This is a genomic window from Actinopolyspora biskrensis (assembly GCF_013408175.1).
In the GTDB taxonomy this organism is placed as follows: domain Bacteria; phylum Actinomycetota; class Actinomycetes; order Mycobacteriales; family Pseudonocardiaceae; genus Actinopolyspora; species Actinopolyspora biskrensis.
The window spans coordinates 531,248-552,327 of record NZ_JACBYW010000003.1 but is presented as its reverse complement, the minus strand read 5'-3'; the positions used below and the strand labels follow the sequence as shown (position 1 = coordinate 552,327).

The 21,080-nt window shown below is 68.1% G+C and carries 19 protein-coding genes and 2 pseudogenes; 8 read left to right on the top strand and 13 right to left on the bottom strand.

The genetic code is table 11. The annotated features are described in order from the left end of the window. Positions 1–56 precede the first annotated feature (56 nt). From FHR84_RS10945 to FHR84_RS10930, 4 genes are all read left to right on the top strand, one after another. Positions 57–1,472, top strand: coding sequence for a M20/M25/M40 family metallo-hydrolase (locus FHR84_RS10945; RefSeq protein WP_179535338.1), 1,416 nt, complete (start codon positions 57–59; stop codon positions 1,470–1,472). A gap of 436 nt (positions 1,473–1,908) precedes the next feature. Continuing rightward, positions 1,909–2,697 (top strand): basic amino acid ABC transporter substrate-binding protein, encoded by a 789-nt coding sequence (locus tag FHR84_RS10940; protein ID WP_179535435.1) that lies wholly within the window; start codon positions 1,909–1,911, stop codon positions 2,695–2,697. A 138-nt stretch (positions 2,698–2,835) separates the two neighbouring features. Continuing rightward, a complete protein-coding gene (locus tag FHR84_RS10935; protein ID WP_179535434.1) occupies positions 2,836–3,636 on the top strand; it encodes an ABC transporter permease subunit in 801 nt (266 codons plus the stop codon). Continuing rightward, the gene (locus FHR84_RS10930; protein ID WP_179535337.1) at positions 3,633–4,394 is read left to right on the top strand and encodes an amino acid ABC transporter ATP-binding protein; all 762 of its coding nucleotides are present in this window, start codon (positions 3,633–3,635) and stop codon (positions 4,392–4,394) included. Before FHR84_RS10935 ends, FHR84_RS10930 begins: the two co-directional genes overlap by 4 nt. Before the next feature lie 90 nt (positions 4,395–4,484). Here the strand turns inward: FHR84_RS10930 and FHR84_RS10925 are convergent, their stop codons facing one another. The 3 genes from FHR84_RS10925 to FHR84_RS10915 all read right to left on the bottom strand — a co-directional run bounded on the left by FHR84_RS10925 (position 4,485) and on the right by FHR84_RS10915 (position 8,162). Further along, entirely contained in the window at positions 4,485–4,751 is a 267-nt protein-coding gene (locus tag FHR84_RS10925; protein ID WP_179535336.1) for a hypothetical protein, read from the bottom strand. Between the two features lie 447 nt (positions 4,752–5,198). Then, complete coding sequence (locus FHR84_RS10920) at positions 5,199–7,028, bottom strand: phosphoenolpyruvate carboxykinase (GTP) (RefSeq protein ID WP_179535335.1); 1,830 nt, start codon at positions 7,026–7,028, stop codon at positions 5,199–5,201. Between the two features lie 420 nt (positions 7,029–7,448). Continuing rightward, positions 7,449–8,162, bottom strand: coding sequence for a DUF6802 family protein (locus FHR84_RS10915; protein ID WP_179535334.1), 714 nt, complete (start codon positions 8,160–8,162; stop codon positions 7,449–7,451). Between the two features lie 345 nt (positions 8,163–8,507). Here FHR84_RS10915 and FHR84_RS10910 point away from each other — a divergent pair, with 345 nt between their 5' ends. Next, the gene (locus FHR84_RS10910) at positions 8,508–9,491 is read left to right on the top strand and encodes a siderophore-interacting protein (RefSeq protein WP_179535333.1); all 984 of its coding nucleotides are present in this window, start codon (positions 8,508–8,510) and stop codon (positions 9,489–9,491) included. Between the two features lie 81 nt (positions 9,492–9,572). Here FHR84_RS10910 and FHR84_RS22405 read toward each other — a convergent pair whose 3' ends face one another. The 7 genes and pseudogenes from FHR84_RS22405 to FHR84_RS10885 all read right to left on the bottom strand — a co-directional run bounded on the left by FHR84_RS22405 (position 9,573) and on the right by FHR84_RS10885 (position 12,331). Continuing rightward, a complete protein-coding gene (locus FHR84_RS22405) occupies positions 9,573–10,151 on the bottom strand; it encodes a methyltransferase domain-containing protein (RefSeq protein ID WP_246300423.1) in 579 nt (192 codons plus the stop codon). Positions 10,152–10,233: 82 nt separating this feature from the next. Continuing rightward, positions 10,234–10,455 (bottom strand): annotated as a pseudogene (locus FHR84_RS23505) (methyltransferase domain-containing protein); the annotation flags it as partial. Between the two features lie 260 nt (positions 10,456–10,715). Beyond that, the gene (locus FHR84_RS22880) at positions 10,716–10,838 is read right to left on the bottom strand and encodes a hypothetical protein (RefSeq protein WP_281361290.1); all 123 of its coding nucleotides are present in this window, start codon (positions 10,836–10,838) and stop codon (positions 10,716–10,718) included. 134 nt (positions 10,839–10,972) lie between these two features. Beyond that, positions 10,973–11,179, bottom strand: a complete 207-nt coding sequence (locus FHR84_RS10900) for a DUF397 domain-containing protein (RefSeq protein ID WP_179535331.1) — start codon at positions 11,177–11,179, stop codon at positions 10,973–10,975. Positions 11,180–11,183: 4 nt separating this feature from the next. Further along, a pseudogene (locus tag FHR84_RS10895) lies at positions 11,184–11,576 on the bottom strand (DUF5753 domain-containing protein); the annotation flags it as partial. Between the two features lie 174 nt (positions 11,577–11,750). Further along, positions 11,751–11,960 (bottom strand): DUF397 domain-containing protein, encoded by a 210-nt coding sequence (locus tag FHR84_RS10890; RefSeq protein WP_179535329.1) that lies wholly within the window; start codon positions 11,958–11,960, stop codon positions 11,751–11,753. A gap of 17 nt (positions 11,961–11,977) precedes the next feature. Further along, positions 11,978–12,331: a DUF5753 domain-containing protein gene (locus tag FHR84_RS10885; protein ID WP_179535328.1), complete on the bottom strand. Its 354-nt coding sequence runs from the start codon at positions 12,329–12,331 to the stop codon at positions 11,978–11,980. Between FHR84_RS10885 and FHR84_RS10880 the strand changes: the two genes are divergently transcribed. The 3 genes from FHR84_RS10880 to FHR84_RS10870 are packed head-to-tail and all read left to right on the top strand — an operon-like array spanning position 12,227 to position 17,163. Then, entirely contained in the window at positions 12,227–15,028 is a 2,802-nt protein-coding gene (locus tag FHR84_RS10880; RefSeq protein ID WP_343075227.1) for a lantibiotic dehydratase, read from the top strand. The two genes, FHR84_RS10885 and FHR84_RS10880, sit on opposite strands and share 105 nt — an antisense overlap. After that, positions 15,025–16,230, top strand: a complete 1,206-nt coding sequence (locus FHR84_RS10875; protein ID WP_179535326.1) for a lanthionine synthetase C family protein — start codon at positions 15,025–15,027, stop codon at positions 16,228–16,230. The genes FHR84_RS10880 and FHR84_RS10875 overlap by 4 nt, the downstream gene beginning before the upstream one ends. A gap of 12 nt (positions 16,231–16,242) precedes the next feature. Continuing rightward, positions 16,243–17,163, top strand: coding sequence for a thiopeptide-type bacteriocin biosynthesis protein (locus FHR84_RS10870; RefSeq protein WP_179535325.1), 921 nt, complete (start codon positions 16,243–16,245; stop codon positions 17,161–17,163). A gap of 201 nt (positions 17,164–17,364) precedes the next feature. Here FHR84_RS10870 and FHR84_RS10865 read toward each other — a convergent pair whose 3' ends face one another. Genes FHR84_RS10865 through FHR84_RS10855 form a run of 3 tightly spaced genes read right to left on the bottom strand, consistent with a single transcriptional unit; the run spans position 17,365 to position 21,079 of the window. Beyond that, complete coding sequence (locus tag FHR84_RS10865) at positions 17,365–19,176, bottom strand: IucA/IucC family protein (RefSeq protein ID WP_179535324.1); 1,812 nt, start codon at positions 19,174–19,176, stop codon at positions 17,365–17,367. After that, positions 19,173–19,760, bottom strand: coding sequence for a GNAT family N-acetyltransferase (locus FHR84_RS10860; protein ID WP_179535323.1), 588 nt, complete (start codon positions 19,758–19,760; stop codon positions 19,173–19,175). Before FHR84_RS10860 ends, FHR84_RS10865 begins: the two co-directional genes overlap by 4 nt. Beyond that, positions 19,757–21,079 (bottom strand): lysine N(6)-hydroxylase/L-ornithine N(5)-oxygenase family protein, encoded by a 1,323-nt coding sequence (locus tag FHR84_RS10855; RefSeq protein WP_179535322.1) that lies wholly within the window; start codon positions 21,077–21,079, stop codon positions 19,757–19,759. Before FHR84_RS10855 ends, FHR84_RS10860 begins: the two co-directional genes overlap by 4 nt. Position 21,080: the final 1 nt, after the last annotated feature.

Here is a 21,080-nt window from a genome sequence, read left to right as displayed (position 1 = left end):
GTCGCCGACCCGACGGGGAGCTGCCCGTTCCCGGAACGTGGGAATACGATCGCGGTGTGGACCACGCAGCAGTTAACACCTTCGTTCGTCAGCAGTGGGACTCCTCCGTGGTGTCCAGTCTCTCCCGGTTGATCGAGATACCGGCCGTCTCCCCCGGGTTCGACCCCGAGTGGGAGGCCAACGGGCAGCTGGACTCGGCGATCGGGCACGTGCGGGAGTGGATCGAGGCCCGGGGCCTCACCGGGGCCCGCACGGAGGTCGTGCGGCTGCCCGGTCGCAGTCCGCTGCTGCTCGTGGACGTGCCGGCCACGGACGGCGCTTCGGACGAGACCGCGCTGCTGTACGGGCACCTGGACAAGCAGCCTCCGATGGACGGCTGGTCCGCGGGATTCGGCCCGTGGAGCCCGGTGGTGCACGAGGGCAGGCTCTACGGACGTGGCTCGGTGGACGACGGGTACTCCGGCTACGCCGCCGTCACGGCGATCGAGGCGCTGCGCGCGCAGGGCGGTCGTCATCCGCGCTGCGTGCTGCTGCTGGAGACGGGCGAGGAGTCGGGCAGTCCCGATCTGCCCGCCTATCTGGACCACCTCTCCGAACGGCTGGGCCGGATCGGTCTGGTGGTGTGCCTGGACTCCGGGGGCGGGGACTACGAGCGGCTCTGGCTGACCACCTCGCTGCGCGGTCTGGTGCAGGTGAACGTCACCGTCAAGGTGCTCGACACCGGGCAGCACTCGGGGGCGGCGAGTGGCCTGGTCCCCGATTCCTTCCGGATCGCCCGCCAGCTGCTGGAGCGGCTGGAGGACTCGGCGACGGGGGAGATCCTGCTGCCGGAGCTGAACGTGCGGATCCCGGACAGCCGCGCCGCGGAGGCGCGCGCGGGCGTCGAGGCGGCGCCGGGGCTGGTGCGCGGTTCGGTGGAGCTTCCGCCGGGGATGCGGATGATGCACGAGGACGAGGCCGAGCTGGCCCTGAACAACTGGTGGCGCCCCACCCTGACCGTGATCGGCGCGGACGGTCTGCCGCATCCGGCGGAAGCGGGAAACGTGCTGCGGTCCCGGACCACGCTCGACCTGAGTTTCCGGCTGCCGCCCACCGCTGACCCGGATGCGGCGCTGCGTGCCGTGCGCTCGACGTTGGAGCGGGACGTTCCCTACGGGGCCGAGGTCGAGTTCGGCCACGAGGAAGCGGGGCGGGGCTTCAACGCGCCCGAGACGGCGCCCTGGTTGAACGAGGCGTTGGACCGGGCCAGTGCCGAGGTGTTCGGCGCGGGCTGGCGTTCCATGGGGCTCGGTGGTTCGATTCCGTTCATGGGACTGCTGCACGAGCGCTACCCGGAGGCGCAGTTCGTGGTCACCGGGGCGCTGGGCCCGCGCAGCAACGCCCACGTGCCGGACGAGTCCCTGGACCTCGACTACGCGGCCAGGGTGACCAGCGCCGTGGCCCGCGTGCTCGACGCGCACGCGCGGAAGTGACCCTTCGCGCCCGCGGACTGCCCACCACGGCTCGTCCGCGGGCGGTGACTTCGTGTCCTCCCGGCAGGGGCGTGTCCACGTCGTTGGCGGAGCCGGCGGCGCGGAAGGCCGCCCCGGGCGGGAGGACCGGTTCTCGTGAACGGTCCTGGTCACTCTTGGTGATGGCTTTCAACCCCTCGTCGCTTCACCTGTTCGGAGGAGGGGTATCGTATTGGCCGCTATCGCGGCCGCTGAACTCGATCTCGTGTGGCGTCGGTTGAGTGACCAACACGATCGGGAAAGCGCTGTGTGTTCACTCGTTGTGTGGCTGTCATGCTTCCGAGTGAAGTTGACGTGATCGAAACACGTGAGGCCATTTCCGATGGTCCTGGCGGATGGCAGTATCCCAGCATCCGGATTCCCGTCGAGGAGGAGTGACACTGTGGCGCGTCGGACGATGTGGCGAGCGGCGGCTTTGCTGCCCGGACTCGCACTGGTCGCGGCAGTGGCGGGCTGCGGCAGCGGCGGTGGCGAGGCCAAGGGCGTTCCGCTGGTGCAGCAGGGCCAACTGACCACCTGCACCAATCCGCCGTACGAGCCGTTCGAGTCCAGGAAGAACGGCGAGATCGTCGGCTTCGACATGGCGCTGATCGACCTGGTGGCCGAGGACCTCGGCGTCCCGCAGCAAGTCACCACCGCTCCGTTCGAGACCATCCAGTCCGGCCAGGCGCTCAACGTCGGCAACTGCGACATCGCCGCCTCGGCGATAACGATCACCGATGTGCGCAAGAAGAACTTCGACTTCTCCGAGCCGTACTTCCAGGCCACCCAGGCGTTGCTCGTTCCGAAGGACTCCGGGGTGAACAGCCTGGACCAGCTCGAGGGCAAGACGGTGGGCTACCAGAAGGGCACCACCGGCGAGCAGTACGCCAAGGAGCACGCCAAGCCGAAGGGCATCACGATCAAGGAGTACGCGGACCTGGGCCTGCTGTACCCGGCGCTGCAGAACGGGCAGATCGACGCCGTGATCGCCGACGACTTCGTGCTCCGCGACTTCGTGCAGCAGAACCCGGGCTTCGAGATGTCCAAGAAGTTCGACACCAGCGAGTCCTACGGCTTCGGGGTGGAGAGCGGCAGCGACGAGCTCCGCGAGAAGATCAACGAGGTGCTCGCCCGGGCCAAGCAGGACGGAACCTACGACCGGCTGCACGAGAAGTGGTTCGGCTTCGCGCCCTCGGAGAAGTGAGCTTCCGGTTCCGCCGCGGCGCGGACCGGCCGTACTCGCTGAGCCCGTATACGACGAGCCGGGCGTGAACCGCGCCCGGCCCGCCACGACTGCCCTGGAGTCTCGATGGCAGTAGAAACTCGCCCCGCCAAGAGCGGGATGAGCAAGCGCAAGCGCGCCAAACTGGGGCGCGGTGCGCAGTACGTGGTCCTGGTCCTGATCGTGATCGTGGCCGCCCTGCTGGCCGACTGGGGTCAGATCCAGGAGGCCTTCTTCAACGTCGAGGTCGTGCGGTCCCTGTTCCCCACCGTGGTCACCACGGCACTGGTGAACACGGCGGTCTACACCGCGCTGGGCTTCGCCTTCGGTCTCGGGCTGGCGCTCGTGCTGGCCCTGATGCGGATGTCCTCGGTGGGACCGTACCGCTGGATCTCCGGGGCCTACATCGAGTTCTTCCGCGGACTGCCCGCGCTGCTGGTGTTCCTGTCCGTGGGGTTCGGCATTCCGAACGCCTTCCCCAACGTCGACCTCAACCGCAAAGTCACCATCATGCTCGCGCTGGGGATCGTCGGTTCGGCCTACATGGCCGAGACGATCCGCGCGGGGATCAAGGCGGTGCCGGGCGGACAGCTCGAGGCGGCGCGTTCCCTGGGGATGTCGCACGGCCGCGCGACGATGACCATCGTCATCCCGCAGGCCTTCCGGATCATCCTGCCGCCGCTGACCAACGAGCTGATCCTGCTGACCAAGGACTCCTCGCTGGCCTTCGTACTGGGGGCCACCTTGGCGCAGCAGGAACTCACCCAGTTCGGCAGGTCGGCGCTGACCACTTATCCGGGCATGACCCCGATCCTGGTCGTCGGGCTGTGCTATCTGGTGATCACGATCCCGCTGGGGATCCTGCAGCAGCGCCTGGAGCGAAGGTTCGGCCCCGACGGTGGACAGGGGAGCAAGTCATGAGCGACGTAAAGATCGACATCTCGGGGCTGCGCAAGTCCTTCGGGCAGCTGGAAGTGCTCGGCGGGGTCGACCAGCGGGTCGAGGCCGGTGAGGTGGTCTGCGTGATCGGGCCCTCCGGCTCGGGCAAGTCCACTTTCCTGCGCTGCGTCAACCTGCTGGAGCAGCCCACCGCGGGCAGGATCGTCGTGGACGGGATGGATCTCACCGACCCGGACACGGACATCGACGCGGCCCGGGCGCGCATCGGGATGGTCTTCCAGCAGTTCAACCTGTTCGCGCACCTGTCGGTGCTGGACAACCTCACCGTGGCCCAGCGCAAGGTGCTCGGGCGGGACCGGGCCAAAGCCGAGTCCGTGGCCAGGGAGAACCTGCGCAAGGTCGGGCTGGAGGACAAGGCCGGTTCCATGCCCGGGCGGTTGTCGGGCGGTCAGCAGCAGCGCGCCGGGATAGCCCGCGCCCTGGCGATGGATCCGGACGTGATGCTGTTCGACGAGCCGACCTCGGCGCTGGACCCCGAGCTGGTCGGGGACGTGCTCGGGGTGATGCGCAGGCTGGCCGACGAGGGAATGACGATGCTGGTGGTCACCCACGAGATGCAGTTCGCGCGGGAGGTGGCCGACCGCGTGCTGTTCATGGACGGTGGAACCATCGTCGAGCAGGGCGCACCGGCCGACGTCATCGGGGCGCCGCAGCAGGAGCGCACTCGCGGGTTCCTCGCCAGGGTGCTGGATCCGACGCACGCGGCGCCGGAGGACTGAGGACTTCCGTTCGGCTCGTCGTTGGGTGATCGTCGAGCGGAACCCCGCGGCGGGGCTCCTGAGCGGGTGCCCCGGCCTCGGGTGGCGACGTCAGGGCGAGCGGCCGGTGGTGCCGGGCCGCTCGTCCGCTCCGCGTTCCTGCTCGGACCGTCGCTGGGACAGCAGCAGCATGGAGCGGTACAGTCCCGGGCCGCGTGATTCACGGGCTTCGGCTCGTTGCCGGGCGTTTTCCCCGTCGTCCCCTTCAGCGGGCGGTCTCTTCTTCCGGGAGAACCTGCCGTCGTCCGTTCCCCGCAGGAACAACCAGATCGCCAGGAGGGCGACCAGGGCGAGCGCGACCGTGGCCAGATCAACCATGACACACCTCCTCGGGTGTGTTGCGCAGTTTTTCCGGTTTCTCGGACGCGTCGAGTGTGCCCCGTGGCCCGTAGGCCCGGCCAACCAAATCTCACTCGTTGACGCTGAGTATTCCTACGCCGCTCGAACGGCCGGTCACCGGTGCCGAGCGGTTCTTCCCCGCGCATTTTCGGGTGGGAGCGGCGGACAATTCGTGAGGTTCGCGGAAATATCCGCGCGAAACCTCGGATCGGGTGATTCCGCTTGCTGGAAGCATCGATCAAGGAATCACCCGGAAGGGTGAGTTGCGGAGATTGACTTCAAATAAAAATACACTCCGTGATGAGTCGTGCGGGCATTCCGAAAAGCTCACGGAATGCCCGCACGACTCATCGGGGCGACTCCGCCCGGGAATCGGAGCCGCGGTGGCCCGTTCGGCTCCCCGCGAATCCCGGGCAGCAGCGCGAGTCACTCACCGACGCGCTGCTTGAGGGCCTCCAGCTCGTCACGCATCGAAGTGGGCAGGGCGTCGCCGATGGTGTCGAACCATTCCTCGATCAGCGGAAGCTCCGCGCGCCACTCGGAACGGTCCACATCCAGGGACTGCTCGATCTCCTCGCGGGTGGCGTCGAGGTCGCTCAGGTCGAGCTGATCGGCCGTGGGGACCCTGCCGATGGGGGTCTCCTCCGCGGCCGCGTTGCCCTCGAGCCGGTCCACGATCCACTTGAGCACGCGGCAGTTCTCGCCGAAACCGGGCCAGACGATCTTCTCGCCGGACGGGTCCCTGCGGAACCAGTTCACGTAGTAGATGCTCGGCATCTTGGAGGCGTCGGCCTCCTTGCCCATGTTGACCCAGTGCTGGAAGTAGTCCCCGACGTTGTAGCCGATGAACGGCAGCATCGCCATCGGGTCGCGCCGGACCTCGCCGACCTTGCCCGCGGCGGCCGCGGTCTTCTCGGAGGACAGCGTGGCCCCCATGAACACGCCGTGCTGCCAGTCGAAGGCCTCGTTGACCAGCGGGATCGTGGTCTTGCGGCGCCCGCCGAAGAGGATGGCCGAGATCGGCACACCCTGGGGGTCGTCCCACTCCGGCGCCAGGATCGGGCACTGCGACATCGGAGTGCAGTAGCGCGAGTTGGGGTGGGCGGCCTTCTCGTCGGAGTCGGGCGTCCAGTCCCGGCCCTTCCAGTCGGTCAGGTGGGCGGGCTCGCCCTCCATCTCCTCCCACCACACGTCGTCGTCGTCGGTGAGCGCGACGTTGGTGAAGATGGAGTTCCCCTTCTCGACGGTGCGCATCGCGTTGGGGTTGGTGTTCCAGTTGGTCCCCGGTGCGACACCGAAGAAACCGGCCTCGGGGTTGACGGCGTAGAGCCTGCCGTCCTCGCCGAAGCGCATCCACGCGATGTCGTCGCCGAGGGTCTCGACCCTCCAGCCGGGGATGGTCGGTTCGAGCATCGCCAGGTTGGTCTTGCCGCAGGCCGACGGGAAGGCGGCCGCCACGTAGTAGACCCTGTTCTCCGGCGAGATCAGCTTCAGGATCAGCATGTGCTCGGCCAGCCAGCCCTCGTCACGGGCCATGGCCGAGGCGATCCGCAGGGAGTAGCACTTCTTGCCGAGCAGCGCGTTGCCGCCGTAGCCGGAGCCGAAGCTCCAGATCAGACGTTCCTCGGGGAAGTGCGTGATGTACTTGGTCTCGTTGCACGGCCACGGGACGTCCTGCTGGCCGGGTTCGAGCGGGGCGCCGACCGAGTGCAGCGCGGGCACGAACTCCGCGTCGCTGTCCTCGGCGAACCGTTCCAGCACCCGGTCGCCCATCCGCGTCATGATGTGCATGGAGACCACCACGTACTCGGAGTCGGTGATCTCCACGCCCAGGCGCGGCGGGTCCGCCTCGACCGGGCCCATGCAGAACGGGACCACGTACATCGTCCGACCACGCATGCAGCCCCGGTAGAGCTCGGTCATGGTGGCCTTCATCTGCTCCGGGGGCATCCAGTTGTTCGTCACGCCCGCATCGGCCTTGTCGCGCGAGCAGATGAACGTGCGCTCCTCGACGCGGGCGACGTCACTGGGGTCGGAGGCCGTCCAGAACGAGTTGGGCTTCTTCGACTCGTCAAGTCGCTTGAAGGTGCCCGCCTCGACCAGTCGATCCGTCAGGCGCTGCCATTCCTCCTGGGACCCGTCGCACCACACGACCTGCTCGGGCGTGGTCAGTTCCGCGACCTCGCGTACCCATGACAGCAGGCGTTCGTGATTCACGGGTGCCTGGTCGAGACCGGGGATGGTCAAAGCGGTCATCGCGTCGTGTCTCCTGACTGGGCGCCTCAGCCCGGATTCTTCGTGCCGCCGACGCACCGGCCGACGGGGCTTTCAAGGAATGCTTCGCTCCGCCCGGAAATTCCGGGCGGAGCTGCGAAGTGGATGCACCGAGACTAACCGGATGGGCGTCCGTTTACGGAGATCAGCGTTGTCGCTTCCCTCACAGGAACGATAAGGGAATCGATTCAGTTGGGAGGGTTGCGCGAAATTTCGCGTGTCGCTGCCCGATTGCGGGCCATGTTTTCCTCTCCGGCCGGGAGGGCGGCCGGACAGGGCTTTCGCTCCGGTGGAGTTTCAACCGAATTGTGCTGTGTTTCGGGTCACATTTTTGTTCCGGGAGTTTGGTGATGCGGGGCGGGCGGTAGTCGACTCGACGAGTGCTTCCGGGCCCGCTCGTGCTCATCCCCAGAAGGAGTCGCTCGCCGGATCGGTTCTCCCGGTGTCCGTGCTCCGGTGCGACGACGGGTTCGACTCCGCGTGCCCGTCGGACTCCCACAGCCAGTCCTCGGTGCCGGTGACCGGGCTCTCCGTCTGTCCGGAGGCGTACTGCCCGCTGCCGTCGAACCGGCCCTGGTCGACCACGGTCCACTCGCCGTCACCGGTGTGCTTGGCGACGGTCACCTCGCCGGAGTCGTTGATCCGGACCATCTGGTCCGCGGCTCCGTCCCCGTTCACATCGGTGACCAGCATCTGCCCGCCGTCGGTGTCGACTATCGTCGTGTCCGCCCTGCCGTCGTTGTTGGTGTCCTCGGTCGGCGGGCCGACCTCCCGGTCTCCCCCGGGGGTGTCCACCACCATCGGTTGCCCCTCGGCGCCGTCCCGAGGGTCCTGCTCGGCCGAACCGTCCGGTTGCTCGGGCACCCACTCCCCGGACGCTTCGTCGAAACGGGCGCGTTCCACGACGTTGCCCCGGTCGTCGATGGAGCGCACGACGTCGGCCTCGCCGTCGGAGTCCGAGTCGGTGTAGGCGAGGTAGCCGTCGTCGGTGAGCACGGCCACGGTCTCGTCCACTCCGTTCTCGTCCAGGTCGTAGTTGGCCTCGGCGGTGTACTCCGCGCCGTCCACGTTGATCCGGATGTCGCCGTCGCCGGAACCGGTGTCCTCCACGTACATGAGGCGAGCACTCCCGTCGTAGCCGTCGTTGGTCGTTCGCGCGTGGGACGCGGCCCGCCCGCTCGTGGTTCCCGGGAAGTGCCGGGACGGCGCCCGCGGTGCCCGCCGCCTCGGCCTGGCCTCGTGCGTCTCGTCCGACTGTGACGCGACGCCCCCTGCACTGCTATCGCCAAGAGCCTTAAGTATAGGCTAACCTTACCCGCAGATCGGACCAGTAGGACTTGGTCGGGTGAGTTCGTTCGGTTGTTCGGCCACGTTGCCCGCGGGGGTTCCGCCGAGCGACCACCCACGACAAACCGAACCGCGAACCTTCGCAAGCCGGCTCGTGCGAAAAGGGGAGAGCCCATGACCACTGCGCTCGAACACACGGCTCGTCGTAACGAGCAGAAGCCCGAGTACCGGGTCTACACCGTCGAGGTGGTAGCTCGGAAGCGGTTGAGTCCGAGTTTCGTGCGAGTGACGGTCGCGGGCGAGTGCCTGCGTTCCTTCGGCGCGGGCGGGGCCGACCAGCGCATCAAGCTGATGCTTCCCCGACCGGGGCGAACCGTCGCCGATGTCCCGAGGGGCAGGGACTGGTACGCCGAGTGGCAGGCGATGCCGGAGGAGACGCGGCCCACGATGCGGACCTACACGGTGCGTGCCTTCCGCCCGTCCCGGGCGGAGATCGACATCGACTTCGTGCTGCACGGGTCCGAAGAGGACTCGGGAGGGCCCGCGTCGAACTGGGCCGCTTCCGCCCGGCCGGGGGACCGGGTGGCGCTGCTCGGGCCGGACCGCCCCGGAACCGGGCGCATGTGGGGGTGCGAGTGGTGCCCTCCCGCCACGGCCCGGCGGCTGCTGCTGGCCGGGGACGAGACCGCCATACCCGCGGTGGGGGCCATCCTCGAGTCCCTGCCCGCCGGTGCGTGCGGCATCGCCTGCCTGGAGATCCCGACAGAGGACGACGCCCAGGAGTGGGAGGTTCCGAGCGGGATGGAGGTCCGTTGGCTGCCCAGGAACGCGGGGACCGCGCGGGAGCACGGCTCGCTGCTGGAGGGCGCCCTGTCCGAGGCGTTGCGGGAGCTGTGCGGCGGAAACGGGGAGCCGGACGAGCTCGCCTCGTCCCGCTCCGCGGCCCTGGAGGACGTGGACGTGGACAGCTGCCCGCTCTGGGAGATACCGGAAGCCCCCGCGCGGGAGCGCGTCGACGTGGAGAGCGGTGAGCTCTACGGCTGGCTCGCCGGTGAGGCCGGGGTGATCAAGCGCCTGCGCAGGATGACGGTCAACCAGTACGGGGTTCCGCGCACCTCGGTGGCCTTCATGGGGTACTGGCGCGAGGGCCGTCACTGACGGGCCGGTCCGCGTCGCTACCCGATGTCGGGCCTCGCCGGAGCGAGAACCCGCGAGAGGTTCCGCCACGCAACCACCTGGTCAACCTGAGCGGAGAACCTCGGTCACGCGGTCACCTGCCACCGGTGTGGACCGGCCTGGGTGTCGAGCCGGACCGCGTGCGTTCCGTCCGGGGGCCACGGTCGGTTCGTACTGCTCCGGTGTCGGTTTCCCCGCGTCTACCCACCAGCGGTGGGCGGTGTCCACCTCGTCCCACAGGCGGCGCGGGCCGAGTTGGCGCACGGTCCACGGATGCCGGCCACGGACGAGCTCCACCCGCGCCCACGAAGTCGAGCGGGCATCGTGCAGTTCCACGTTGCGGTGGTCGGCGTCGAGGTCCTCCACGGTGACGTAGCAGTTCGGCACGCTTAGCCCGATCGTGAAGGAGGCGTGCGCGAAGGAGACCATTTCGAACAGTTCCCGCCCGCCGCGTCGGGTCACCGTTCTGTCCGCCGATTCGATCTCGCCTTCGCTCGGTTCGAGGAAGTCGCGGCGCTGGTCCCCGAGCCGCATGAACGCCAGATTCGTTCCACATCGGCCTGAGGCCGAGCCGTCCTCGTGCACCTCCCACCGCGTGAGCGCGTCGTCGCCGTAGTCGGTTCCCCACGGGGTGACGATCATTCCACCGGGCCGGGTCTGCTCGATCCACGCGCGGGATCCGCCGGGCGGAGGCGGTGCAGACCACCCGGTCGTACGGGGCTGCGGGAGGGTGCCCGGCGAGGCCGTCCGCGGTCACGACCAGCGGGGAGTAGCCGGCGCGGAGCAGGCGGGCTCGGGCTCGGTCCGCGACCCCGGTGTCCACTTCGACCGATACGACACGTCCGCGTTCGCCGACCCGCTCGGCGAGCAGGGCGGCGTTCCAGCCGGTTCCCGTGCCGATCTCCAGCACGCGGTGGCCCGCGCGCACGTCGAGCTCCTCGAGCATGGCGGCGACCAGGGACGGTTGGCTGCACGAACTGGACGGGCGCAGGCCCACGCCGTTCGGTGGTGCCCTGCCGTCGTCGACCTGGGTGACGATCGGTTCGTCCGCCTCGACCAGGGCACGCCACCCGGCTTCGTCGTCGGTGCGGGAGACGGGGGTGAATCCGTCACCAGCGGGGTTTTCCAGCCAGACCACGGACGGAACGAACCGGTCGCGCGGTACCGGGAGCCGAGCACGTGAGTGAGTCATCCGCCGTGCCGTCGCTACTTGTCCTCGTGCTTGTCCCCGTCGTCCTCGGTTTCCCAGTTCTCCCACTCGTCCGGTTGGGGAGTGCCCTGGCCGTCCCGGTCCGAGTCGCGCTTGCCCATGCTCGACCTCCACAGCATCGGATCGATCCCCTCGAGTGCGAGGTTAGCGATCGGTGCTGCTCGCGCGGTAGATATCGACCAGGGGACACGGAGGTGCGCGACGCGCGAAGTCCCGCCCGGTGGTGCGCCGAGCGGGACCTCGCGAAGCGGGGTCAGCCGTCGAGGCGGTCGCTCTTGATCGCGTCGAGGAAGGAGCCCCACCGCGAACGTGTGAACGCGAGGGTGGGGCTGTCGTCGCCGAGTTTCGTGTCGCGTACTCCGGCAGCGGAAGGCGCGATCCCCACTTCAACGCAGGCACCGCCGTTACCGCTGCTTCGGGTGGACTTGCGCCACCGCGCCTCGGTGAGATTGGGGGTCATCCCGTCACCTTCCAGCGCCAAGCTCTTCTATGGTCTGCTTCAGCATGGATTTGGACTCGTTCAAGCCGAGTGCTTCCATCCGTAGCCGCTCGTAGACCAGGTTATACGTGTCGAGGTGGTGCGGTCGATCCAGGTAGTCCGCGCTTGTGATGTCTTCGACATACACCGTGCGCTTGTGGTTGTTGCGCAGCCGCAGGATCGTGAAGGAAGTGCCCAGCGAAGCGTGGCTACCGGCACTGAACGGCAGCACCTGCACCGCTACGTGCTGGAGTTCCGCCAAGTCGCAGAGAAGTTCCAGCTGTTCGGTCATGACCGCTGTGCCGCCAATTCGGCGTTTCAACGTACCTTCGCTGAGGACGACCGAGTGTGAGGCTGTTTTTGTGTCCGGCGCTGTCGCAGTTCGGTGCTGGGATCACGGCCCAGAAACCTTCCGGAACATGAGCTGAGGTCTCATGCGGCGTGTGATGTCGTGATCGAGCTGGTCAACTGAACTTTGGAGCGTTGGGCACAGCGGCCTACCATGAAGGAGTCCCGCCCGACGGCACATCGAGCGGGACTTCGCGAAGCGGGATCAGCTGTCGAGGCGGTCGCTTTTGATCGCGTCGAGGAACTGTGTCCACGCGGTTTTGCCGAACGGCAGGACGGGGCTGTCGTCGCCGAGTTTGCTGTCGGCGACGCCGGTGGCGGTGGGCACGTGCGCCACCATGACGCAAGCTGCACCGCCGCCGTTGCTGCGGCTGCTTTTGTGCCAGCGAGCCTGACTGAAGTCTGGGGCGGTCATGTGGGTGCTCCTTGTACTCATAGCTCCCCGGCAAGCTTGGAGAGGAACTCTGTCGAGTCTGCGGGGGTCAGCGCCGCTTGTTCAAGAGCGCTGTAATTCAGGTTATACGATGCGACCTCGTCCTCGTCCTCCACGTAGACGCAGCCGGTCAGGTAGTCCGTGTATGGAACGTCGGGGTCTTCCTGGTCAGGGAACGAGAGGATGATGAACGGTGCGCCGAGCGCGGGCACCGCGCCCGCGCTGAACGGCAGTACTTGTAGAGTGACATGCGGCAGGTCGCCCATCGTGACGAGATGTTCCAACTGTTCCCGCATCACGTCGGTACCGCCGACCAGCTGACGGAGGCCGGACTCGTGGATCACCGTGTCCATGCGCGGGCCGAGTCCGAGTGGATCAATCAGGTGATCACCTCGTTGGAACGGTGTCGAGCGCTCCGGCACCGACTTCGCGTGGTGTCCACCAACATCGCCGAGACCCGCGGCGACCGACTCGTGATCACCCACCAGCCACGCACAGACCACAAGGGACCCGCCGAGATCTCGGTGCGCTACACCCGTGCCGTCGACATCGCCCTGCGAACCGCCGACACCCCCATCCCGGTTACCGCCCTGATAACCAGGCTGGAGCACGAGTTTCCCCGCAGCTCGCTCGCGGCGATCGAGCACATGGTGGATGAGCTGATCGAACAACGCGTGCTGATCAGCAACCTGCGTCCTCCCATGACCAGCACCGACTCGGTGGAGCACGTCGTGGCCGAACTCGACACCTTCGACCTGGACGAACTTCCGGAGGACGCGGTCGCGTTGATCAACGAGCTGCGCGAGGTGCGGGGCGAGTTCGCCCGGCACAACGCCGCGACGCCTCCGTCCGAGCCCGGCGCGCTGCGCAGATCGCTGTCGACACGGATGTCGGCCCTGGCTGCCACCGACAAGCCCGTCATGGTGGATCTGCACGCCGATTGCTCGGTGAGTCTTCCCGAACCTGTCTGGCGGGAGGCCGAATCCACGGTAGACGTGCTTGCACGCCTGAGCCCGCACCCTCAGGGCAGCACCGAGTGGATCGACTACCACCACCGGTTCCTCGAACGCTACGGACCCGGCGCGCACGTACCCGTTCGCGACCTGCTCGACCCCGACACCGGGCTCGGCTATCCCGCCGGATACCGGGACTCCCTCCTGGACGTGGGGCAACAGGGCCTCTCCGAGCGGGACGCGCGGCTGCTCTCCCTGGCACAACGGGCCGCCCTCGATCAACGCCGGGAGGTCCACCTCGACGAGGACACGGTGGCCGCGCTGGCAGCCACTTCCGAGACTCCGCGGCGTCGTCCACACTGTGAACTCTCGTTTCGTGTCCACGCCACAACCCCCGAGGCCATCGACCGTGGCGAGTTCGAGTTAGCGGTTGCCGGAATCTCCCGTGCGGCGGGCACCCTGACCGGACGTTTCCTGGACGCGCTCGCCGAGCCCGAACGCAAGCGCCTGACGGAGACCTACGCTCGGCTTCCCACACTCGCCCGAGAGGCCGTTCCCGTGCAGCTCTCCTGCCCACCGCTGCACACCCGTACCCACAACGTCGCCCGCAGTCCCGCTGTGCTGCCCGAGGTGCTGTCCCTGGGTGAGCATCGCGTGAACCGGCTCGCTGTCGACGACCTCACCGTGACCGGCGACCTCGACCGCCTCTACCTCGTCTCACTCACCCACGGGCAGGTGGTTGAGCCGATCATGGTCAATGCCGTGGAATTCACCCACCACACACACCCGCTGGCTCGGTTTCTGGCCGAGATCACCACGGCCCGCACCCCGACCCTCGGCCCCTTCGCCTGGGGCAAAGCAGCAGGACAGCTGCCATACCTACCGCGCGTGCGCTACCAGCGCAGCATCCTCGCTCCCGCCCAGTGGACACTTACCTCCCGCGAACTGCCGCACGACGCCGACGGGACCCGATGGGCCGAAGCACTGGCCACCTGGCGAGACCGGTTCCACGTCGCCGACGACGTGTACCTCGGTGATGGTGATCAACGGCTGCACCTGAACCTGGACGACCCCACCCACCAGCAGCTGTTGCGCACCGAGCTCGACCGCAACGAGCGCCTCACCCTACGTGAAGCACCCCCGCCCGGTGCCTTCGACTGGATCGACGGCCGCGCTCACGACCTCGTCGCCCCGATGACCTCCACAGCCGCCCCAGAGGCCGGACCCGCGGCACGCACGCGCTCTCCCGTCACCGTGCACGCTCGTGAACACGGACACCTGCCCGGAGCCGGAACCTGGCTCTACGCCCAGCTCCACGGCCATCCCGACCGGCAGACACACCTCCTCACCGACCATCTGCCTCGGCTGCTGGACCAGTGGGACAACCACCCGCAGTGGTGGTTCCTGCGCTATGCCGACCCCCACCCGCACCTGCGGCTGCGCATCCGGTTGAACCACCCCGACGAGTTCGGAACCGCTGCCGCCCGTGTCAGCGCTTGGGCTCACGCCCTGCGCCAACGAGGTCTGCTGGGCGGAATGACCCTGGAGACCTATCGCCCCGAAACCGGCCGGTTCGGCGACGGGGAAGCCATGCGCGCGGCCGAATCCCTCTTCGCCGCCGACTCCGCGGCCGTGCTCACGCAGCTGGAACACACCCGCGCGGGCGCGTCCAGCGAGGCGATCACGGCCGCGAGCATGGTCGACCTGGTGATCTCCTACCTCGGCAACATCGAGCAGGGGACGCGGTGGCTGATCGACCACATCCCCCGCACCCACACACCAGCCCCGCCCCGAGGACTCCGCGACCAGGCACTCGAACTCGCCACCCCCCACGACCAGTGGACTGCGCTACGCGCGTTGCCCGGCGGCGACACCACCCTCGCCGCATGGAGAACCCGTGCCCACGCACTGACCAGCTATCGCCAGTCCATCACCTCGCCCGGAACTGCGGTCCCAACGGAGATCCTGCGCGACTTCCTGCACCTGCACCACGTGCGCATGACCGGCATCGACCCCGACCGCGAACGCCGGTGTCTGCACCTGGCCCGCGCCGCCGCCCTGAGCATCACCAGCCGTCGGAAGCAAGGAACCGCATGACCCCCACCGTTCAGACGACGCTGGAGGCCGCCGCCGACATCGCCCACAACCTCACGTCCCCGGAGCGGCTCGCCGAGACGGGGGCATCGGCGCAGTCCTTGGCCTCCGGAGCGGCCGGGATCGCCCTTCTGCACAGCGAACGCGCCGCTTCCGGCCACGACGACCGGGCGAGTGCCCACACCTGGCTGACCACCGCCCTCAGCGGTGACCTGTCCGCCGGAGACGATGCCGGACTGTTCTTCGGAGCCCCAGCCTGCGCCTTCGCCGCCCACCTCGTCACTCGCGCACGGCCGGGCACACTCACCCGCGCCCTGTCCCAACTCGACACGAGCATCACGGACCTGACCTTCCGCCGCCTGGCCGCCGCCCACACCCGCATCGACCGCGGACACCCCACGACCTTCCGCGAGTACGACCTCATGCGCGGGCTCACCGGCCTCGGGGCATACCACCTGCAACGCAACCACCACGACAGCACCCGTGCTGTGCTGTCCTACCTGGTGCGCCTGACGCACCCGCACCCGGACGGGTCGCCAGGCTGGTGGGTCGACCACGCTCCGAGCCCCGACGACCCCGACCCGGCATTCACCCACGGACACGCCAACCTCGGCATGGCCCACGGCATCACCGGACCACTCGCTCTTCTCGCCCGAGCAGCGCGTCGCGGCATCACCGTGGACGGACACATCGACGCCCTCGACCGGATCTGCACCTGGCTCGACACCTGGCAACAACCCCACCCAGCCGGACCGTGGTGGCCCTACTGGCTCACCCACGCCCAGATACGCGACGACGCTCCCATCACGGGGCCGGGACGACCTTCCTGGTGCTACGGCACCCCCGGGCTGGCCCGTGCCCAGCAGCTCGCCGCCCTCGCCCTGGGCGACACGACCCGCCAGCGCACCAGCGAAGCCGCGCTGCTCGGCTGCCTGACCGACCCGAAGCAACGCACCTACCTCACCGAACCCGGCCTGTGCCACGGACTCGCCGGACTCGTACAAACCACCTGGCGCATGGCCGCGGACGCTGTCACCGAAGACCTGGGTGAGCACCTTCCACAACTGATCAGCACGTTGACCGAGCACCAGCACACGGACTCGCCGGAATTCCTGACCGGCGCCGCCGGCATAGCCCTCACCCTGCACACCACAGCCGCCAGCACCGATTCATGCGCATGGGACGCGAGTCTCCTACTGAACTGACGAGGACCAAGGATGCTTCCCGACAGCACCACCCCGGGGCAACGCGAAGACTCCGATGACGACCACGACTGCTGGCCACAGCTGCTGATCGAATGGACCGACTGGGACAACGCCGAGACCACCGCAGCACGACGTCTCCACCCGCCCCTGGCCACCGCCGAGCACGACGGCCGCCTCGACCAGTGGTTCTTCGTACGCAAACACCCGCACTGGCGGCTGCGCTACCTCGGCGACACCGCTGCCCGCACCTACCTGGCACGGACCCTGGAAGACCTGACCGCCACCGGCGAAGTGGCTTGGTGGGCCCACGGCATCTACGAGCCGGAAACACTGGCCTTCGGCGGCGCGGCTGCGATGACCACCGCCCACAGGCTGTTCCACGGCGACAGCAGCAACATCTTGGCCTACCTCGCCCGCCAGCACGCCGCCGAATCCTCGCCCGAACCGGGACGCCGGGAACTCGGCGTACTGCTGATCAGTGCTCTGCTCCGCGGCGCGGGCCTGGACTGGTACGAACAGGGCGACGTGTGGAACCGCATCGCCCGCATGCGACACACCGGCAACGACGAGTCCACCCATCCACTACCGATCACTCGACAGCAGCGGCAGAACATGCAGCGGTTGATGACCGCCGACGCGGCAAGCCTGGCCGAAAGCGGTCCGCTCGCACCGATCCACGGTTGGCTCGATGCGTTCGCAGCCGCCGGTAGCACACTCGACGAACACGCCCAGCGCGGACAGCTCGAACGGGGCCTACGCGCGGTGCTGGCCCACCACGCGGTTTTCGCCTGGAATCGCCTGGGCTTGTCAGCCCAGGAACAGAAAGTACTGTCCGAACGAGCCACCGAGGTCGTCATGACCGACCACACGACGGAAGAGTCCTTGATCGTCGATGCCGAGACACCGACGGAGATACCGCCCGCGAGTTGCTGACCACGAACCACATGCAGTTCACACCTTCGCGCACCGACGCCGACACGCTGGGAGAACTCACCGCGACCCACGACATCGCCCACGACCCCGACTGGGGCCGGACAGGCTCACCGAAGCTCTGTTCGAGGAGCTGGTCGACCCCAACCCCGCCCGCCCGCCGGTGGGACGTTTCACGCGAAACGTTCCACCGGCGGGCGGGAGTCACCGCTCCACGGGGTCCGGCGCGTAGGGCGCGATCGGGTTGGACAGGGTCCCGGCGAAGGCGAGCGCGCTGCTCGGGTCCTGCAGGTCGACCATCTGCTCGTTGTCGCCGAGTTGCAGCCTGTTCAGGCAGGACAGCGAGAACCACTCGGTGAACAGGTCGTGCCGCCGGAACTCGTCCCGCAGCTCGGGGTTGTCCCGCTGGTAGTCGGTCACGCACTCGGCCACGGTCCTCCAGAAGACCTCCTCGCTCAGCACGCCCTCGGCGGACGTGATCGAGCACAGGAAGCGGAAGAAGCAGTCGAACACGTCGGTGAGCAGGGACAGCTCGCGCAGGTGCTCCGGAACCACCGACCGGATCCGCTCGACCTCGGGCGGCAGCTCCGCGTCGGCGTCGAGCACGGCGATCTCCTCGGCGATGTCCTTGAGCAGGGCTCCTCGGGGGACCCCGTCCTCCAGCACGAGGATGATGTTCTCGCCGTGCGGCATGGCCACCAGGTCGTAGGCGTAGAACAGGTGCAGCAGCGGCCGCAGGTAGACGTCCAGGTAGCGGCGCAGCCAGACCTCGGGCTCCAGCCCGGAGCGGGACACGAGCTCGCCGACCACCGAGTCCCCGAAGCGGTCCACGTGCAGCAGCGCGGCCATGCTCACCGGCCGCTGCCCGGAACGCAGCTTCGGCACGGGGCTCTCCCGCCAGAGCGCGGCCAGCATCTTGCGGTAGGGGGAGCTCTTCGCGCAGGCGGACTCGTAGTACTCGTTGTGGTAGCCGATCGCGGCCCGCTCGCGCAGGATGTCGAACCCGGAGTCGGCGAGCTGCCGATCACGCGAGATCACCCGGGCCAGCCAGTCGTTGATGGCCGGGGTCGCCTTCATGTACTCGGCGGACAGCCCGCGCAGGAAGCCCATGTTGAGCACCGAGAGCGCCGTTTTCACGTAGTGCTTCGACGGCGAGCTCTCGTTGAACATGGTGCGGACGGACTGCTGCGGGCGGTACGCGTCGGAACCGCGGCCGAGGTACACGAGGTTGTTCCGCGCCACTTCGGCGGCGAAGGTCACCGAGAGCTTGTTCTCCCACTGCCACGGGTGCACCGGGAAGAGGTGGTACTCCTCCGGGTCGAGTCCGCGCTCGCGCAGTCCTGCGGTGAACCCGGCACGTTCCGCCTCGTCCAGTTCGGACGAGATCAGTTCCGCGTAGCTCGTCTCGGAGGAGACGGTGAAGGTGGACCTGTCGCGGTGCGCGGCCATCCAGACCAGGGAGACCGGCTGCCCCGCCTCCGGGGTGTACTCGGTGAACTCGGTGCTGTCGAACCCGATGCGCCCGCTGTTGGCCACGAAGCACGGGTGCCCCTCGGTAAGCCCGGACTCCACTTCCTGGAAACCCGCGTCGAGCAGCTCCGCGGAGCGCGCGGCGGGCGCGGCGAGCTTGAACGCGCTGCTGGACAGCGTGCTGCTGATCTCCTCCAGGTAGACGGGAAGCGTGCTCTCGGACAGCCCCAGGGTTTTCCGGAACTCCAGGAACAGGGCGAGCGCGTCGAGCGGTTGCTCGTCCCCCTCGGAGTACCTGGTGATGCTGTCGGCGTCGACCCGCCAGTGCCGCAGACTCCCCACCTCGGCCGCGAAGTGGTACTCCACCAGCCCGTCGTCGCTGCTCACCCGGTAGTGTCCCGGCGTGGTTTCCGCGGGTTCCAGCAGGCGCTCGTGGGAGAACTCGGCCAGCGCCTTGCGCACCAGTAATCGGTTGGCGGTCTCCCAGTGGTGCGGTGTCAGATGGGCCGCGGCCTCGCGCGGTGCGGCTGCACTGCTGCTGCTCAACGGGATACCTCCTGATCGTGTTCGTCGGGCACCGTCGCGTGGTACTGGGAGCGGGTGCAGGTGCTGAGAAGGGCCGTCTTGCCCGGCAGCGACACGGTTTCGACCTCCTGGAACCCGACAGCGCGGTTGAGCCGGTGCACGGAGGTGTTGCGCACGTCGGGTTCGACGACCACGCGCTGGTTGCCCGGATCGGACAGCAGCAGTTCCATGACGGTGCGGAGCACGCCGAGGCTGAATCCGCGCAGGGGCGTCGTGGTCGGAGCCACCAGGAAGTGCATGCCCACGTCGCCCGGAAGCACCGGGTACACATCGGCCAGTTCGCTGCTCGCCGGGTCGTAGCGCTCCATCACGAAGGCCGGAGTCCCGTTGTGCGTTCCCAGCAGCGCGTCGTGCCCGGGAGCGGCCGCTGTGTCGGCGAACTGCCGTGCCACGTCGTCCCGCGTGGCGTCGCCCATCAGCCAGAACGCCGACTTGGGGTGGGTGAGCCAGCGGTGCAGCAGGCCGACGTCCGCGGCCGGGTCGACGTGGCGGACCGCGAACTCCCCGAGCTCCCGGTCGGTGCGGGTGAAAACGACGTCGTTCATGCCGCGGACTCCTCTCCCGCTCGGTTCCGCTGCTCGGGAGCGGCGAACTCCTGGAAGGCGATTCCGCGTTCGATCGGGTAGTACTCCTCGCCGAGCATCTCCCGGATGATGCAGGAGTTGCGGTAGGCGGCCATCCCGAGATCCGGGGTGACGAATCCGTGCGTGTGCAGCTCGGCGTTCTGCACGAAGATCTCCGCGCCCTTCGGGTCGATGCCGTAGTTCCGCCCGACGTCGAAGCGCCCGGACTCGTCCCAGCTGATCCGGTCGGTCACGGGGTTGAGCAGTTCGGGGACCTCGTAGCGGTATCCGGTGGCCAGCACCAGCCCCTCGGTGTCCAGTGTGAAGTCCTTGCCCTGCTCCTGCTGGCGGAGGCTCAGCGTGTACCGGCCGCTGTCCGGGTCGTGGCGCGCCGCGGTGACCGCGGTGTTGGTCATCAGCCTGGTCGAGCAGCGTTCCGAGAGGTTCTTCACGTAGAGCAGGTCGAAGATGTTGTCGACCAGTTCGGCGCTGATCCCCTTGTACAGGCCGTGCTGCTCGGCCAGCAGCGACTCCCTGGTGCGCTCCGGGAGCGAGTGGAAGTAGTCGGTGTACTCGGGAGAGGTCATCTCCAGGGTCAGCTTCGTGTACTCCAGCGGGAAGAACCTGGGCGAGCGCGTCACCCAGTTGAGCGTGTAGCCGTGCTTGTCGATCTCGCCCAGCAGGTCGTAGTAGATCTCGGCCGCGCTCTGCCCGCTGCCGACGACGGTGACGCTGTCCTTGTTCAGCAACGAGTCCCTGCGGTTCAGGTACTCGGAGTTGTGGAAGGCGTCACCGCCGAGGTCGCGGCACGCCTCGGGGACGTGCGGCGGTGTCCCGGTCCCGAGCACCAGGCGGTGCGCCCGGTGCGTGTCGACGCGTCCGCTGGACAGCTCCGTGGCGTGCACCAGGTAGGTTTCGGAGCGCTCGTCGTACTCGACCGAGGTCACCTCGTTGCCGAACCGGACGTTGCCGAGTTTGCGCGCCGCCCAGCGGCAGTAGTCGTTGTACTCGAGCCGGGGTGGGAACCAGTCGGCGCGGATGTAGAAGGAGTACAGCCTGCCGACCTCCTTGAGGTAGTTCAGGAAGGAGAACGGCGAGGTCGGGTCGGCCATGCTCACCAGGTCGGCGAGGAACGGCGTCTGCAGGGTGCTGTTCTCCAGCATCATCCCGCTGTGCCAGTCGAAGTCGGGTTTCCTCTCCAGGAAGAGCCCGTTCAGCTCGGGAATCGGCTCGGTCAGGCAGGCGAGCCCGAGGTTGAACGGCCCGACCCCGATGGCGATGAAGTCGTGCGTCGGTTGCATC

What these genes read in the sequence shown, in the direction of transcription:
- FHR84_RS10935 (WP_179535434.1), top strand. Translation starts at nt 2,836, where the DNA reads ATGAGCAAGCGCAAGCGCGCCAAACTGGGGCGCGGTGCGCAGTACGTG.
- FHR84_RS10940 (WP_179535435.1), top strand. Translation starts at nt 1,909, where the DNA reads ATGTGGCGAGCGGCGGCTTTGCTGCCCGGACTCGCACTGGTCGCGGCA.
- FHR84_RS10930 (WP_179535337.1), top strand. Translation starts at nt 3,633, where the DNA reads ATGAGCGACGTAAAGATCGACATCTCGGGGCTGCGCAAGTCCTTCGGG.
- FHR84_RS10875 (WP_179535326.1), top strand. Translation starts at nt 15,025, where the DNA reads ATGACCCCCACCGTTCAGACGACGCTGGAGGCCGCCGCCGACATCGCC.
- FHR84_RS10920 (WP_179535335.1), bottom strand. Translation starts at nt 7,028, where the DNA reads ATGACCGCTTTGACCATCCCCGGTCTCGACCAGGCACCCGTGAATCAC.
- FHR84_RS22405 (WP_246300423.1), bottom strand. Translation starts at nt 10,151, where the DNA reads ATGATCGTCACCCCGTGGGGAACCGACTACGGCGACGACGCGCTCACG.
- FHR84_RS10860 (WP_179535323.1), bottom strand. Translation starts at nt 19,760, where the DNA reads ATGAACGACGTCGTTTTCACCCGCACCGACCGGGAGCTCGGGGAGTTC.
- FHR84_RS10870 (WP_179535325.1), top strand. Translation starts at nt 16,243, where the DNA reads ATGCTTCCCGACAGCACCACCCCGGGGCAACGCGAAGACTCCGATGAC.
- FHR84_RS10910 (WP_179535333.1), top strand. Translation starts at nt 8,508, where the DNA reads ATGACCACTGCGCTCGAACACACGGCTCGTCGTAACGAGCAGAAGCCC.
- FHR84_RS10890 (WP_179535329.1), bottom strand. Translation starts at nt 11,960, where the DNA reads ATGACCGCCCCAGACTTCAGTCAGGCTCGCTGGCACAAAAGCAGCCGC.
- FHR84_RS10880 (WP_343075227.1), top strand. Translation starts at nt 12,227, where the DNA reads ATGCGGCAGGTCGCCCATCGTGACGAGATGTTCCAACTGTTCCCGCAT.
- FHR84_RS10925 (WP_179535336.1), bottom strand. Translation starts at nt 4,751, where the DNA reads ATGGTTGATCTGGCCACGGTCGCGCTCGCCCTGGTCGCCCTCCTGGCG.
- FHR84_RS10900 (WP_179535331.1), bottom strand. Translation starts at nt 11,179, where the DNA reads ATGACCCCCAATCTCACCGAGGCGCGGTGGCGCAAGTCCACCCGAAGC.
- FHR84_RS10885 (WP_179535328.1), bottom strand. Translation starts at nt 12,331, where the DNA reads ATGGACACGGTGATCCACGAGTCCGGCCTCCGTCAGCTGGTCGGCGGT.
- FHR84_RS22880 (WP_281361290.1), bottom strand. Translation starts at nt 10,838, where the DNA reads ATGCTGTGGAGGTCGAGCATGGGCAAGCGCGACTCGGACCGGGACGGC.
- FHR84_RS10915 (WP_179535334.1), bottom strand. Translation starts at nt 8,162, where the DNA reads ATGTACGTGGAGGACACCGGTTCCGGCGACGGCGACATCCGGATCAAC.
- FHR84_RS10855 (WP_179535322.1), bottom strand. Translation starts at nt 21,079, where the DNA reads ATGCAACCGACGCACGACTTCATCGCCATCGGGGTCGGGCCGTTCAAC.